Annotated in this window: 14 protein-coding genes and 1 tRNA gene; 7 read left to right on the plus strand and 8 right to left on the minus strand. The window is 58.8% G+C overall.

Annotated elements, in window-relative coordinates; all coding sequences use genetic code 11:
• Positions 1–231 precede the first annotated feature (231 nt).
• From POF45_RS17015 to POF45_RS17040, 6 genes are all read right to left on the minus strand, one after another.
• Complete coding sequence (locus POF45_RS17015; protein WP_282316197.1) at positions 232–573, minus strand: hypothetical protein; 342 nt, start codon at positions 571–573, stop codon at positions 232–234.
• Positions 570–1,178, minus strand: a complete 609-nt coding sequence (locus POF45_RS17020; RefSeq protein ID WP_282316198.1) for a hypothetical protein — start codon at positions 1,176–1,178, stop codon at positions 570–572. The genes POF45_RS17015 and POF45_RS17020 overlap by 4 nt, the downstream gene beginning before the upstream one ends.
• Positions 1,175–1,456, minus strand: a complete 282-nt coding sequence (locus POF45_RS17025; RefSeq protein ID WP_282316199.1) for a helix-turn-helix transcriptional regulator — start codon at positions 1,454–1,456, stop codon at positions 1,175–1,177. The genes POF45_RS17020 and POF45_RS17025 overlap by 4 nt, the downstream gene beginning before the upstream one ends.
• 92 nt (positions 1,457–1,548) lie before the next feature.
• The gene (locus tag POF45_RS17030) at positions 1,549–2,454 is read right to left on the minus strand and encodes a hypothetical protein (protein WP_282316200.1); all 906 of its coding nucleotides are present in this window, start codon (positions 2,452–2,454) and stop codon (positions 1,549–1,551) included.
• A 223-nt stretch (positions 2,455–2,677) separates the two neighbouring features.
• Positions 2,678–3,913, minus strand: coding sequence for a tyrosine-type recombinase/integrase (locus tag POF45_RS17035; RefSeq protein WP_282316201.1), 1,236 nt, complete (start codon positions 3,911–3,913; stop codon positions 2,678–2,680).
• Between the two features lie 167 nt (positions 3,914–4,080).
• Positions 4,081–4,157, minus strand: a tRNA-Arg gene (locus POF45_RS17040).
• 203 nt (positions 4,158–4,360) lie between these two features.
• On the opposite strand from POF45_RS17040, the gene POF45_RS17045 reads away from it, so the two are divergent.
• The 6 genes from POF45_RS17045 to POF45_RS17070 all read left to right on the plus strand — a co-directional run bounded on the left by POF45_RS17045 (position 4,361) and on the right by POF45_RS17070 (position 10,033).
• Positions 4,361–4,594, plus strand: coding sequence for a RebB family R body protein (locus tag POF45_RS17045; RefSeq protein ID WP_282316202.1), 234 nt, complete (start codon positions 4,361–4,363; stop codon positions 4,592–4,594).
• Entirely contained in the window at positions 4,591–5,127 is a 537-nt protein-coding gene (locus tag POF45_RS17050) for a hypothetical protein (RefSeq protein WP_282316203.1), read from the plus strand. Before POF45_RS17045 ends, POF45_RS17050 begins: the two co-directional genes overlap by 4 nt.
• A 44-nt stretch (positions 5,128–5,171) precedes the next feature.
• Positions 5,172–5,456, plus strand: coding sequence for a RebB family R body protein (locus POF45_RS17055; protein WP_259498117.1), 285 nt, complete (start codon positions 5,172–5,174; stop codon positions 5,454–5,456).
• A gap of 327 nt (positions 5,457–5,783) precedes the next feature.
• The gene (gene gabD, locus POF45_RS17060) at positions 5,784–7,226 is read left to right on the plus strand and encodes an NADP-dependent succinate-semialdehyde dehydrogenase (RefSeq protein ID WP_259498119.1); all 1,443 of its coding nucleotides are present in this window, start codon (positions 5,784–5,786) and stop codon (positions 7,224–7,226) included.
• Between the two features lie 177 nt (positions 7,227–7,403).
• Positions 7,404–8,681, plus strand: coding sequence for a 4-aminobutyrate--2-oxoglutarate transaminase (gene gabT / locus POF45_RS17065; RefSeq protein WP_259498121.1), 1,278 nt, complete (start codon positions 7,404–7,406; stop codon positions 8,679–8,681).
• Between the two features lie 137 nt (positions 8,682–8,818).
• A complete protein-coding gene (locus POF45_RS17070) occupies positions 8,819–10,033 on the plus strand; it encodes a response regulator (protein WP_259498123.1) in 1,215 nt (404 codons plus the stop codon).
• A gap of 36 nt (positions 10,034–10,069) precedes the next feature.
• On the opposite strand, the gene POF45_RS17075 is transcribed toward POF45_RS17070, so the two are convergent.
• Both POF45_RS17075 and desA read right to left on the minus strand, forming a co-directional pair.
• A complete protein-coding gene (locus tag POF45_RS17075) occupies positions 10,070–11,059 on the minus strand; it encodes a GGDEF domain-containing protein (protein WP_282316204.1) in 990 nt (329 codons plus the stop codon).
• A 290-nt stretch (positions 11,060–11,349) separates the two neighbouring features.
• Entirely contained in the window at positions 11,350–12,534 is a 1,185-nt protein-coding gene (gene desA / locus POF45_RS17080) for a delta-9 fatty acid desaturase DesA (RefSeq protein ID WP_259498127.1), read from the minus strand.
• A 148-nt stretch (positions 12,535–12,682) separates the two neighbouring features.
• Here desA and dibA point away from each other — a divergent pair, with 148 nt between their 5' ends.
• A complete protein-coding gene (gene dibA, locus POF45_RS17085) occupies positions 12,683–14,602 on the plus strand; it encodes a phosphodiesterase DibA (protein WP_282316205.1) in 1,920 nt (639 codons plus the stop codon).
• The last annotated feature ends 37 nt before the right edge of the window (positions 14,603–14,639 follow it).

Here is a 14,639-nt window from a genome sequence, read left to right on the forward strand (position 1 = left end):
ATTGCGGGCGTAAAAAAAGCGCCTGCAAAAGAGATATGGGCGCTGTTGCGCCTATTGTTGAACGGGTTACCAAGCCCGATCGCTGAATTTGCAGCGACGGCCAGAGAGTAACGTCCAGTTTTCAAAAGTGCAACTGTGCGGAGATCTTGCACATTTTTTTTATGCGGCATAAATTGTGCTGGCATGTAGATTTACCTCAACGCCTCCGGATCGCTCCCGGGGGCGTTTTCGTTAGTGCTGGGTAGTGACGGGGCGGGCGAGGGTGAGCCATTGCAAGTGGTGCCCTTGGCGAGCCCTTTGCTGCATCTGCTGTAGCGCTTCGGGATTGCGCAGCAGGTTTGGAATCAACTGGCGAGCGTCGTGAATCACCACGTCTGCTGGGGGCTGGATCGCTAGCAGCGTCCACTCCAGGTTCTGCCACAGCACGATCAGCACCTGAGCGCCGTCCGAGATCGCCTGATCGCGGAGGGCAAGTAAGCGCTGGCGACCTTTGATCTCTGCGGTAGAAGGCAGAGACGCCTCAAGTACACCGACGAGATCCAATGCTTGGTGGGGAAGAAAGGTCGGGGTCATGCCGCCTCCTGCACATTGGCAATCAGCGGTAGCGGCGTTTCGCCTTTGAGCCAAGCCAGGATTTTGCTGTCCTCGGCGCAACGTCGGCGGTGTTCTACCGCGAGCAGATCGCGCCGCTGTGCCAGGCATTCATCCACATAGCCGGTCAGCTCTGAGGTCATGCGCATTTCACGGTGCAGGCGTTCGCTAGCGGACTTTTCTTCCGCGAGATCCTGCTCAGTGAAGTGTCGCCACACTGCCAGATCGTTCGCGTAGCCAGTCGATTGATCGACCAACCAGTACGTGACCCAGTCGGTCATGCCCAGCGATTTTAGGGCGTTGCGGCGGCCCTCTTTCATTGCGAAATGGCCCGTACCGTGGATGCTGGAAAACTCCCTGCGTACCGCGTTTTTGCGGATCAGCTCAGGCAATTCCCACGGATTGGGTTTAAGCGGAAGGACCAGGCCATCAGGGTTGAAAAAGAAGGCTTCTTGTTCTTCCCCGTTCCAGCTCACACCCGCGATGGTGCGATGCCGCCAGTTAATAGCATCAGGTCGATAGAGTCGGAATCCGACGCTGTAGGAATCGAGAAAGGCCCCCTTGAAAGGGCAGTGGCTACGTCTCATGCGGCCACCTGATCACGGGCTTCAATGCGGCCCCGTGCCCAGGCTTGAACTTCGGCAAGCACCCACGCGACCGGCGCGCCGCGTGCGGTACTGGTGCTCAGTTTGACCGGCTGTGGGAAGCCGCACTCGGGGCGCTGCATGAGCTTGTAGATGGTGGAGCGTTTCATGCCGACGATACCCTCGACTTCGCGCATACGAATTAGGGTGGAGGCGGCATCAAACAGCGTAGTGGGATGCTTCGGGGCTTTGCTGGAAAGGGGGGTTACGTTTGGGCTCATAGGTATTGCTCTCGGCTAGTTTGGACTGACGAGAGCAATGATCTAGGCGTTGAAATGCGGTGAGCAGTTCACTTCCATTTGAAATTTCTGGTTTACACAACCCAGTAGCGTTTCAGTATGGAGCTCACCTGTTTGCGGGTTAGTGCTTTTTCCGCTTCGAGGGGAATCCATTCAGGGCGTTGTTTTATGGGCTTCGCTATTTCCCTTTCAAGCCAGCGATGCGTCGCCGTTGTGACATTCCGATGCGACATACCCTTCCTCAGCAGGCTCCGTGCATGGTTGACGATAGCGGCGTCACGATCGCTGATTTCCTCATTCCGATCCTTGCCACTGAGCACGCCACCTTTTCGCCTAACTGCGTTCTTGATCGTCTTTACCGCAAAGGGTAGCAACTCGTCATCCTGTAACGATGGAAGGGAGGCGATCGGCTCTAGGTACATCACGTACTGTTCAAGCGCCTCGATACGCTCATCCGATTTGACCTGCATTTCCACAAACTCGCAGTAAAGATCCCAAGGCCAATCCGGTATCTCTGTCGTGTGCGACCAAGCGTCTTGCTCCGCAACGCGCATCCAGTCGCTGAGAACCTCCAGTGCTTTCACCGCACAGGCCATGATGTAGGCCGCATGTGCCTGATCGACTGTAGCTGATGGGCAGGCACCGTATTGCCTAACCCAATCAGCCAAACGTGCAGAGGTATCGGTTGAGGCGTACTGGAAAATAGCTTCTTCGTGCCTGGTTGTTTGGATACACAGGGTATTTAGATCGCTATTGATATCATCCGTTTGAATGCGTAGGCAGCACTGATCAATCAGGTGGCACACGTCCATGACCTGCTCACGACAGAGCGCGTAGAGCGGTTGGGTCGCGAGGAATTCGATCAGGCCTGCTGAGGGCTTAGGGCGTTCGTAGGATTCTTGAATAGGGATCACTGTCACACGAACGATCTCTGTACAAATTCGTTCCGAGTCATCCCGCGCCCTGTGTTTCTGCGGCATAACCAGCGTACCGAGCGTGTTTGCAGACGGCGGAAATGGTTAGCCAGCAGAGGTAATGATGTGCTTTTGGCGTTACACGGATATGTAGCGTTACACGACGCGTATGCCACCACTCTCAAGCGTGTTACAGGCGTGAAGCTCAATATATTCAAGGGTTTGGTGTCGCCCGTTACACCCGTTACACCCGTAACACCATTTTTGGAGGGGGTATGGGTAAGGAGACTCATATCACCTTTCCAAATTGGCCTTGCACGACATTGCCATTGGCGAGCTCATCAAGATGATCTGCGTACCACTGCATCATCACTTTGCGCTGAGGCAGGTACACCGCCTTGTTGTACACGCCTGCAATTCCCTCTTTTACATGAGAAAGCTGGGCCTCAATGTGGTTCTCATCAAAACCTTGTTCATTAAGGACCGTGCTCGCGATATGGCGGAAGCCATGGCCAGTTTGCCGGCCCGCGTATCCCAGTCTGCGCAGCGCCATCAGAAAGACGGTATTGCTACGGGGGATGGTTCGATCTTTTCTCCCTGGAAAGAGAAGGGGGTATGCCCCCGTTAGCGTGCGCAGCTCCGTTATTGCTTCAATGGCCTGGCGAGAAAGAGGCACTACGTGCTCGCGACGACGCTTCATTCTCTCGGCTGGAATCGTCCATAGCTTTTTGTTGATGTCGATCTCTGACCAGCGTGCTTCTCGAATCTCACTCGGGCGTGCCGCTAATAAGGCCAGCAATCGGAGACCTAGACGGACGTCCTTCGCGTGAGGGTAAGAGTTGATGGCACGAAGTAATGCAGGCAACTCTTCTATTGATACGTGTGCATAATTTTCAGCACTGCGCGTCTGTAGAAATTTATTGAGGCCTTCAAGGGGGTTGTGGATCGCTCGACCTGTCACGCGTGCCAAGTCATAGATCTCTTTGCAGAAGGCCCGAACTCTGCCCATTTGCTCAATGATCCCTTTCTGCTCCATGCCGCGCAGAAACTCCATCCATTCAAGGGGCAGTATTTCTGTGTAGATGCGTTTGCCGAAAACGGGGAATACGTGAAGCTCCAGGGCTCCAAGGACTCGACGGGATGTACCGGCTTCCCAGCTTGAGCGCCTAGCCTCAAACCATTCGCGACCTAATGCTTCGAAAGTGTTGTTGGCGGCCACCCGGTCAGCAATCTTACGAGCCTGCTTACTGACTAAAGGATTTTTACCAGTCGATGCGTCATCCCGCAGTTGCGCCGCCTTCTGCCTGGCTAGCGAACCACTGATTTCAGGGTAACCGCCTAGGCCCAGCCAGGACCATTTCCCGTCTGGTTTTTTGTAGCGCAACTCCCACGACTTCTGCCCATTTGCCTTGACCCGAAAATACAAGCCGTTGCCGTCTTGCTCCCGGTACGTCGCATTCTCCGGCTCCAATCCTGCGAGAGTAGTGTCGGCCAGTGGGCGGCGTTTGATTTCAGTACGCTTCACTGCGTGTATGCCTCCAGTTCAATGAATCTCAAAGCATACACGTGGGCATACACGGCGTGAAGTTATAGGGGTAGACAGGGATGGATAGTCAGGTACAAGAAAGCCCGCACAGGGCGGGCTTCTTGGGGTGTTTCGTAGACTGTCTGAGACAGGTCTAGACTGCTATATGGTGCACCAGGCGGGATTCGAACCCACGACCCCTGCCTTCGGAGGGCAGTACTCTATCCAGCTGAGCTACTGGTGCTTATGCGGGCGACATCATACCTATGTAGGCTCGGGGCGTCCATGATGGTTTTCAGCGGGTAATTGTCAGCATTTGTGGCCGTCATTTCTACACGCTTCTCCCCCAGCGATACTGGGCTTTCAATGGTTCTCTGGCGCTTTGGCAGGGCTGATCTATCGTTCTCCTGCGGCAGGTCTGTCGTCGCCTTCCTTCAGGAGAGATGCATGTCAAACAGCGTCGTCAACCCTCAAATCACTGACTCCGTTACCCAGGCGAATGTCCAGGTCGTGGGCACTGCGCCCGCGACGGCGATTGCCGCTCTGTGTCAGGTCTCCAGTCATGCGATCAGTCTGGCCTTGCAGAACGCGGTCAGTCAGCAGCAGGCGATGAACATCATTGGCAACGCCACCGTGGCCAGCGCCGTGGCGCAGATCCTGGCGGTGGGAGGGCGCTCATGAAGGCGGACGATAACGCAAAAGCCGATGAGCAGCCGACGCCCGATCCTGCTGACACGGCGGCTTCGCTGCTGGAAGCGCTCAACGAGCATTTGCTCAAGCAGGCCGCCGAGGGGGCCGGTCCCGAGGCCTTGAATCAGCGGATCGTCGAGTCGGTCAATTTACTCAACACCCAGCTGGCGGCTCATGTGCCGGTGCTGTCGGCCCTTGGGCCGGAACTGTTGATTGCTCAGGCCCGCGGTTTGGTGGCGCAGTCTGCGGCCAGTTATTTCGATGGGGCGACCAAGCTGGCCCTGGCGTCTCAGGGTGTGTTGCTCCGGCAGATGACCGAGAGCATCGTCAACAACAACCTGGATGCCGCTACCGAAAGCGCCCTTGGGGCGCTTAACACTCATCTGCTGGTCGGTGGTGCCGCTGCCGTGGCCGCTGCGAGCGGGGTGCTGGACGCCGAAGGGGTGAGTCAGGCGCTCGAGCGGATCAACACCAGCATTGCCCAGTTCAGCGCCATTGCGTCCGAGCGAACGCCTTCTGCATGAACAGCATTTGCAACAGCCTGCCGTCTAACGAAAGGAGTCACAACATGCCAGTCGTGAATGAACAGATTACCGATGCGGTTACTCAAGCCAACGTCCATGTGCTGGGTGAAGCGCCCGCCATGGCCATGGGCACCATTTACCAATCCATGGCGCATGCCACCGGCATCCTGTTCGAGAATGCAGTGAGCGCCCAGCAACAGCAAAATACCCTGGCCCAGGCAGCAACGAATCAGGGGGTGATGCAGATCTACAGCGTCGACACGAGCGCCGATGCGGTCGCTACCAAGACGATCCTGCAGGACGCTAGCCCAGCGGCGCCCAAGGCCTGAACGAACCTCGGAATAATGAGTACCAACAGCGCCTCGCGGCCCTTCCGGGTCGCGGGGCGTTTTGCTCGTTGATCAGAAAATTCTCGCAAAAGCGGCGTTTTCGTTCTTTTTTTCGAACGCCCTATTGTCCTTTCCTAGCATTGATCCTACGATTCGTTCGAGATTTCAAACGCTCTTGCCTGGGTGCTGAACCGTACGAGTTTCGATCAGTGCGCTATTTATGTGCTTCAGCCCGGTGAATGATTTCCCTGACGGCAGCCTTTCAGGCGCCCCTTCAACAATCACAAATCGCTCCGCGCCCGCGCGGTGCTGTTAAGGAAAGCCGACATGCAGCTTAAAGACACCCAGTTGTTCCGCCAGCAAGCCTTCATTGATGGCGCTTGGGTCGATGCGGACAACGGTCAGACCATCAAGGTCAACAACCCGGCCACGGGCGAGATTCTGGGCACTGTGCCGAAAATGGGCGCTGCCGAAACCCGTCGTGCCATCGAAGCGGCCGACAAGGCGCTGCCGGCCTGGCGTGCACTGACCGCCAAGGACCGTGCGAACAAGCTGCGTCGCTGGTTCGAACTGATCATCGAAAACCAGGACGACCTGGCTCGCCTGATGACCCTCGAGCAAGGCAAGCCATTGGCCGAAGCCAAGGGCGAAATCGTTTACGCCGCTTCCTTTATCGAGTGGTTCGCCGAAGAAGCCAAGCGCATCTACGGTGATGTGATTCCGGGCCACCAGCCAGACAAGCGTCTGATTGTAATCAAACAGCCAATCGGCGTGACCGCGGCCATCACCCCGTGGAACTTCCCGGCGGCGATGATCACCCGTAAAGCCGGCCCGGCCCTGGCCGCCGGTTGCACCATGGTGCTCAAGCCTGCTTCGCAAACCCCGTTCTCTGCCTTCGCCCTGGCTGAACTGGCCCAGCGTGCCGGCATTCCGAATGGCGTGTTCAGCGTGGTGTCCGGCAGCGCCGGCGACATCGGCAGCGAGCTGACCAGCAACCCGATCGTGCGCAAACTGTCCTTCACTGGCTCGACTGAGATCGGTCGCCAACTGATGGCCGAATGCGCCAAGGACATCAAGAAAGTCTCGCTGGAACTGGGCGGCAACGCGCCGTTCATCGTGTTCGACGACGCGGACCTGGATAAGGCCGTCGAAGGCGCGATCATTTCCAAATACCGCAACAACGGCCAGACCTGCGTCTGCGCCAACCGTCTGTACATCCAGGATTCGGTCTACGACGCGTTCGCCGAGAAGCTGAAAGTGGCCGTGGCCAAACTCAAGATCGGCAACGGTCTGGAAGAAGGCACCACCACTGGCCCGCTGATCGACGAAAAAGCCGTGGCCAAGGTCAAGGAGCACATCGCTGACGCCGTCAGCAAAGGCGCCACCGTGCTGGCTGGCGGCAAATCGATGGAAGGCAACTTCTTCGAGCCGACCATCCTGACCAACGTGCCGAAAAACGCTGCCGTGGCCAAGGAAGAAACCTTCGGCCCACTGGCGCCGCTGTTCCGCTTCAAAGACGAAGCCGAAGTGATCGCGATGTCCAACGACACCGAGTTCGGTCTGGCCTCGTACTTCTATGCGCGTGACCTGGGCCGTGTGTTCCGTGTGGCTGAAGCCCTGGAATACGGCATGGTCGGCGTCAACACCGGGCTGATCTCCAACGAAGTCGCGCCGTTCGGCGGCATCAAGGCGTCGGGTCTGGGTCGCGAAGGCTCCAAGTACGGCATCGAAGATTACCTGGAAATCAAATACCTCTGCCTGGGCATCTAACAAGGCATTGCTTCAAGCACAAAGGGCACGAGAGCGCTGTCCCTTTATGCGCTTCAAACGGAATTTTCTCTGTGGCCGGGAAAGCTGTGGCAGTCGATCATCGCATGCTGCCGTAGTTGCCTCCTCGCTGCATTTTCCTTGAACGACACCGCCCGATGAGCGGTGAATGAGGACTGTATGAGCAAGACTAACGCTTCTTTGATGAAACGCCGCGAAGCCGCTGTACCGCGTGGTGTGGGCCAGATTCACCCGATCTTCGCCGACCACGCGAAGAACGCCACGGTGACCGACGTTGAAGGTCGCGAATTCATCGACTTCGCCGGCGGCATCGCCGTGCTGAACACCGGTCACCTGCACCCGAAAATCATCGCTGCCGTGACCGAGCAACTGAACAAGCTGACGCACACCTGCTTCCAGGTGCTGGCCTACGAGCCGTACGTTGAACTGTGCGAGAAAGTGAACGCCAAGGTGCCAGGCGATTTCGCCAAGAAAACCCTGCTGGTGACCACCGGTTCCGAAGCGGTAGAAAACGCCGTGAAAATCGCCCGTGCCGCCACTGGCCGTGCCGGCGTGATCGCCTTCACCGGCGCTTACCACGGTCGCACCATGATGACCCTGGGCCTGACCGGCAAAGTCGTGCCTTACTCGGCTGGCATGGGCCTGATGCCAGGCGGCATCTTCCGCGCGCTGTACCCGAACGAGTTGCACGGTGTGAGCGTCGATGACTCGATCGCCAGCATCGAACGCATCTTCAAGAACGACGCCGAGCCGCGTGACATCGCTGCCATCATCATCGAACCGGTTCAGGGCGAAGGCGGTTTCTACGTCGCGCCTAAAGCGTTCATGAAGCGCCTGCGCGAACTGTGCGACAAGCACGGCATCCTGCTGATCGCCGACGAAGTGCAAACCGGCGCTGGCCGTACCGGCACCTTCTTCGCCATGGAGCAGATGGGCGTTGCTGCCGACCTGACCACCTTCGCCAAATCCATCGCTGGCGGCTTCCCGCTGGCCGGTGTTTGCGGCAAGGCCGAATACATGGACGCCATTGCTCCAGGCGGCTTGGGCGGCACCTACGCCGGTAGCCCGATCGCTTGCGCCGCGGCCCTGGCCGTGATGGAAGTGTTTGAAGAAGAACACCTGCTGGACCGTTGCAAGGCTGTCGGTGAGCGTCTGGTGACGGGTCTGAAAGCCATCCAGGCCAAGTACCCGGTGATCGGCGAAGTCCGCGCCCTGGGCGCGATGATCGCCCTCGAGTTGTTCGAGGACGGCGACAGCCACAAGCCAAACGCTGCCGCCGTGGCGTCCGTTGTGGCCAAGGCCCGTGACAAGGGCCTGATCCTGCTGTCCTGCGGCACCTACGGCAACGTGCTACGCGTTCTGGTCCCGCTGACTTCGCCGGACGAGCAACTGGATAAAGGTCTGGCGATCATCGAAGAGTGTTTCTCCGAGCTCTGATCCCCCAGTGTGACCTGATCGACAAAAAACCCGCTTCGGCGGGTTTTTTTATGGTCTTGAAACACATCCGGCGGGTTTACGCTGTATCGAATGGCCATCATTGTCTAAGGTGCAAGCATCGCTGTTGGAGTGTCTAGATGACTGCTGTGGTTTTGCCTGCCGTACCGCGGGTGCTGATTGCCGAGGCCGACCCCTGGTCCCGGGACCTGCTCAAGCAAGTGTTGTTGAATGTGCGCTGCGACGCACGGCTGGATGTGTGCGCCGACGGCCAGCAAGCGCTGGAACTGTTGGCAAATGTTCCCTACGACCTGGTCATCGTCGACTGGGAGTTGCCGGGTATCGATGGCCTGAGCGTGCTTCGCAGTGTCCGACTGCGCAAACGCAATCCGCCGTTGCCGTTCATTCTGATGAGCAGCCGCAACGACAGTGCCAGCGTGCGCGAAGTCTTGCCTCTGGCGCCGACGGCGTACCTGACCAAGCCGCTGAACATGGAAAGCCTGACGCTGCGCTTGCAGGACCTGCTGCTGAACGCCGGGGAGGAAGTCTCTTGTGAGGTGCCGATGCTGGCGCCGGGCATGACGTTGTCGGTGTATCTGGAGCGCCGCCGTGAACTGGCCGACGGCGCACCGCTGATGACCGACGTGCAACTGGCGGTCAAACGCAGCCTTAATCCCAACGGCCTCGATCTGACGCTGCTGGAAGCCGAAGTTCGCACCGACCCGCAAATCACTGCGGTGTTGATCGCCGCTGCCAACAGCGCGGCGCAACACCATGGCACTGCGGTGCAAACCCTGGCTCAGGCGCTGCACCGGTTGGGCACCGGGCAAAGCATGAACCTGATTCTGGGCCTGGCGCTCAAGCGCAGCGCACGCCTAAGCGATCCATGCCTGGCGGACTACGCCGAGCGTTATTGGGGGTTGTCGCTGCACACTGCCGAATACGCCCGGACATTGGCGCGGTTGCTCGATCTGGATCAGGAGCGCTGCTATTGCGCCGGGATGCTGCATCGTCTCGGCGATCTGGCCTTGTTGCGCTGTTTGCAGGAGTGGAAACAGGCTGGCGGCGAGCTGGATGAATGGGAAGAGATCGGCGATGCGTTGGCGGAATTCGGCGCAGGCTATGGTTCGGCGCTGCGCACTCGCTGGCGTTTGCCGCTGGAGCTGCGCGAGCTGATTGCCGCGGTCTATCAGCTCGGTGGCGGGGTTTACTCCCGTGAAGCGCTGGTGATGAACATGGCGGGGCAGATGGCGCGTCTGACCGAGCATGAGGGCGTTGAGGCATTGGCCAAGAGCCGGACGGCGCGGTTGCTCAAGATCGGGTTGCCGGAGTTGATGCGGTTGCGCAAGAAGTAAAGTTGTCACGACCCCATGTGGGAGCGTGTTGGGTCTTCAGGCAGAAATAATCCGGTTCTTGCCCTGTCGTTTCGCCTCATACATCGCCGCATCGGCGCGTGCAAAGAGAGTGTCGAGGGATTCGTCTTCTGCGGTCTGGTTGCTCAGGCCCTGACTGACGGTGATACCAAAGCGCTCGCCATCATGGCTGAAACTCAACCGCTGAATCTCCCGCTGCAGGCGCTCAGCCACGAGCAGGGCCATATCCGGCGCACAGCCGGGGAACACTGCCGCAAATTCCTCCCCGCCAATCCGGCCAAACAGATCACCCCGGCGCAGCGCCGCACGCCCGCTTTCAGCGATCCGTTGCAGCACGGTGTCGCCTTCAGGATGGCCATAGGTGTCGTTGATCACCTTGAAATCATCGATGTCCAGCAGCAGGAACGCCAGCGACGCCCCTTGCAGCTTCGCCTGTTCAAACTCACGGTGGGCGCACTCGAAGAAGTGGCGACGGTTGCTGCTTTGGGTCAGGACATCGGTAGTCGCCAGTCGCTGCAACTCGTTTTCCATCTGCTTCTTTTCGGTGATGTCTTCGGCAATGCCGACGATGATCACCGGTTGGCCCGGTTCGGCCTGGCGATTGATGAAGCACTTGTCGCTGAGCCAGCGCACTTGGCCGTCGGCAGCGATGATGCGGTATTCGCGATCTTCGACCGCGCCCTTTTCCAGCACCTCGGCCAGGCTGCGTTCGGCGTAGTCCAGATCGTCGGGGTAGATGCTGTCGCGCCACTGGTTGTAGTCAGCCAGCAGCAGGCCGGCGGAACGGCCGAAAATCCGTTCATAGGCGGGGCTGACGTACAGCACCTGACGGGTTTCCCAATTGAAGGCCCAGAGTACGGCGTTGACACTCACCAGCAACGAGCTGAACAGTTGCTCACGCTCACTCAGACGCGCGACTTCGCCTTGGGCGTGCATCAATGCCATCAGGGTTTGCGCGGCCTCGGGCCACTGTGGGTGGGATGAGTCTTGTAGATTTTTATTGACCATCGGCACAGATCTCAAAGGGCGTGTGCCGTTCGAGGTTCGATAGCGGCCACTGCGAAGCCCGCCGTGATGGCGAAGTGTCTTTGAGATAGGGGATTTTTGGCTTAGTTCCCGCCGTTTGTGGCAAGGGGTGCTTGCGACCGCCGGGCGGTACGGATGACGTGTTTTTTTAGCCATACACAAAAAAATGTGGGAGCGAGCTTGCTCGCGAAAACGGTACACCAGTCAACATGTCTGCTGAAACTGATGACCATTTCGCGAGCAGGCTCGCTCCCACATGAGCTGCGCTGCAGTCAGACGGCAGCAGGTCGCAGCGAGTACGTTTTCAACTGATCAGCGAAGTCGCGCAGGGATTGAATCCCGCTGGCTTCGGCTTCGTGTACCCAATCCTTGATGGCGGCGAGCATGTCGTGGCCATTTGAGCTGGTCTTGACCCAGATCTGCTGCAAGGCCAGGCGTTTCTCGTAAATTACTTTCAGCGCCTGGCTGTGTTCGAGCATGTTCTGGATGCGCACGTGGTGCTTGTCATCCAGCAGGCTGGTTTCCCGGGACAGCAAACGCTTGGCGCGGTGGAACTGGTGACGGACCGAGTGATCGACCTTTTCCAGCTCTTGCTTGACCAGCGGCGCGATCACCAATTTGCGGTACTGGGCCATGATCTGGAAGCGGTTGTTGAGGATCGCCATGGCGGTATCCATGTCCAGGCTGCCCTTGCCTTCAACGCGGTGGGCAATCGGGGCAACCCGCTGGACCTTGGCCAGACGCAGGAAGCTGAAGACTTTTATCCATGCCCAGCCCAGGTCGAATTCCCACTTTTTCACCGACAGCTTGGCCGAGTTCGGATACGTGTGGTGGTTGTTATGCAGTTCTTCGCCGCCGATCAGGATGCCCCAAGGCACCAGATTGGTCGCCGCATCGCGGCATTCGAAGTTGCGGTAGCCGATGGCATGACCCAGGCCGTTGACCACGCCGGCAGCCCAGACCGGGATCCACATCATCTGGATGGCCCAGATGGTGATGCCGATGGTGCCGAACAGCATCAGGTCGATGATGCCCATGATTGCCACGCCCAGCAGCGGGAAACGGCTGTAGAGGTTGCGTTCGATCCAGTCTTCGGGGCAGTTCTTGCCGTAGATGCGCAGGGTTTCCGGGTTTTCCGCTTCGGCGCGATACAGCTCGGCACCTTTGCGCAGAACGGTGGAAAGACCCTTGATGACCGGGCTGTGCGGGTCGTCTTCGGTTTCGCACTTGGCGTGGTGCTTGCGGTGGATAGCGGTCCACTCGCGGGTGTTCTGTGCCGTGGTCAGCCACAGCCAGAAGCGGAAGAAATGTTTCAGGCCGGCATTGAGCTCAAGCGAGCGATGGGCTGAATAACGATGCAGATAGACCGTGACGCCGATAATCGTGACGTGGGTCATCAGCAGGGTGACTGCCACCAGTGACCAGGGCGACAAGCCGAGCAAACCTTCGTACCACATAGGCTATAGGGCCCTCGATAAAGAAATAAACAGCCGTTGCATTATCACCATGCACACAGATAAAACCAGTCGCGCTTTCAGATAAGAAGTGGCCGGATGTTTCTTTAATCTATAATTCCAACCTTTTTGTAGGGACATGGACGGCCGAATGTCAGCCACATATCGCGATGCCTTGCGTGCAGCGCTGCTCTACCTGGTGCTTTCTGTAGTCTGGCTCCAGTTCAGTGGTTATTTATTGAACAGTTTCTTCGATAGCTCCGATGAGTTGCTGCGATGGCAACTGATCAACGGTTATGCCTGGGTGGTGCTGAGTGCCGGCTTGATCTTCCTTGCCCGTGCACGACTGTTTCGTTGCCTGGGCATCGGGGCCCGATTACGCGAGCGCAATGAGGATCGCGAACGCCTGCGCCAGGCAGCGGCTGTGTTCGATTGCACCCGCGAAGGCGTGCTGGTCACCAATAGCAAAGGCCTGATCGTCCATGTGAACCGGGCGTTCATGGCGATTACTGGCTACCAGAGCGAGGAAGTGCTGGGTCAGCAGCCCAGCCTGTTCAAGTCCGGCCATCACCCGCCGGGTTTCTACCAGGCCATGTTCGCCACGCTCGACTCCACCGGGGAGTGGAGCGGCGAAATCTGGAATCGGCGCAAAAGCGGTGAAATCTATCCGCAATGGCAGACCATCCGCCTCATTCATGACGATCAGGGCCAGCTCAGCCATTACGTGGCGGTGTTTTCCGACATCAGCGCGATCAAGGATTCCGAGCACGAACTCACCCACCTGGCCCACCACGACCCCCTGACCGACCTGCCGAACCGCCTGCTGTTCACCGACCGTGTCGAGCAGGCGCTGGCGTCAGCGCAGATCCACAAGCGCGGCTGTGCGCTGCTGATGATCGATCTGGACCACTTCAAGATGATCAACGACAGCCTCGGGCACAATGTTGGTGATCAGATGCTCAAGGCGGTCGCCGAGCGCTTGCAGGGCATGTTCGGCCCCGGCATCACCCTGGCGCGTCTGGGTGGCGATGAGTTCGCGGTGCTGGCGGAAAGTTGTCCACAGCTGGTCCAGGCGGCAGCATTGGCGCAGCGGATCATCGACGGCCTCAAGGAGCCGTTCCTGATCAATGGGCATCAGCTGTTCATCAACGCCAGCATCGGTATCAGCCTGTTTCCCGGCGACGCCCTGAGCGCCGAGCAATTGCTGCGCAACGCCGACTCGGCGCTGTTCAAGGCCAAGAGCGCCGGGCGTGACGACTATGCCCTGTACACCGAAGAACTCACCGCCCACGCCCAGCAGCGGGTGGAGATTGCCTTTGAGCTGCGCCGCGCCCTGGAGCAGCACGAGCTGCGGGTTTACTACCAGCCGGTGCATGACATGAAAACCAGCCGTCTGATCGGCGTCGAGGCGCTGGTGCGCTGGGAACATCCGCAGCGCGGGCTGGTGTCACCCGCGGAGTTCATCCCCATCGCCGAGCGCACCGGGCTGATTTCCGACATCGACAACTGGGTCATGCAACAGGCCTGCGAGCAGATGTGCCGCTGGAAACGGGCCGGGGTGGAGTTGTCGTTTATCGCGGTGAATGTGTCGTCACGTCTGTTTGCTCGCCGCGAGCTGTATCAGCGGGTGGCCCAGGTGCTGCGCGAAACCGGACTGGACCCGGCGTATCTGGAGCTGGAAGTCACCGAGAGTGCGGTGATGGAGGACCCGGAAGTCGCCCTGGAACAGATGCACCGCCTGCGCGAACTGGGTGTGCGGCTGGCCATCGATGACTTTGGCACCGGTTATTCGTCGTTGCTGCGGCTCAAGCGTTTGCCGGTGCAGAAACTCAAGATCGATCAGGGTTTTGTCGCCGGGTTGCCGTGCGACGAAGACGACGGCGCGATTGTGCGAGTGATCATCGCCCTGGCGCAAAGCATGGGCATGCAGGTGCATGCCGAGGGGATCGAGCAGCGGGAGCAGGCGGCTTTTCTGCTTGAGCATGATTGCGATCTGGGGCAGGGGTACTGGTTTGGAAGGCCTGTGCCGGCGCAGGCGCTGGATTGGGCGCGGGCGCCTGCCATTGGCTGAGTGTTCGGCTTCAGCTCCCACAGGGGGTTTCGGTGGG

The sequence above is a fragment of the Pseudomonas fungipugnans genome, from assembly GCF_029955235.1.
Taxonomy (GTDB): domain Bacteria; phylum Pseudomonadota; class Gammaproteobacteria; order Pseudomonadales; family Pseudomonadaceae; genus Aquipseudomonas; species Aquipseudomonas fungipugnans.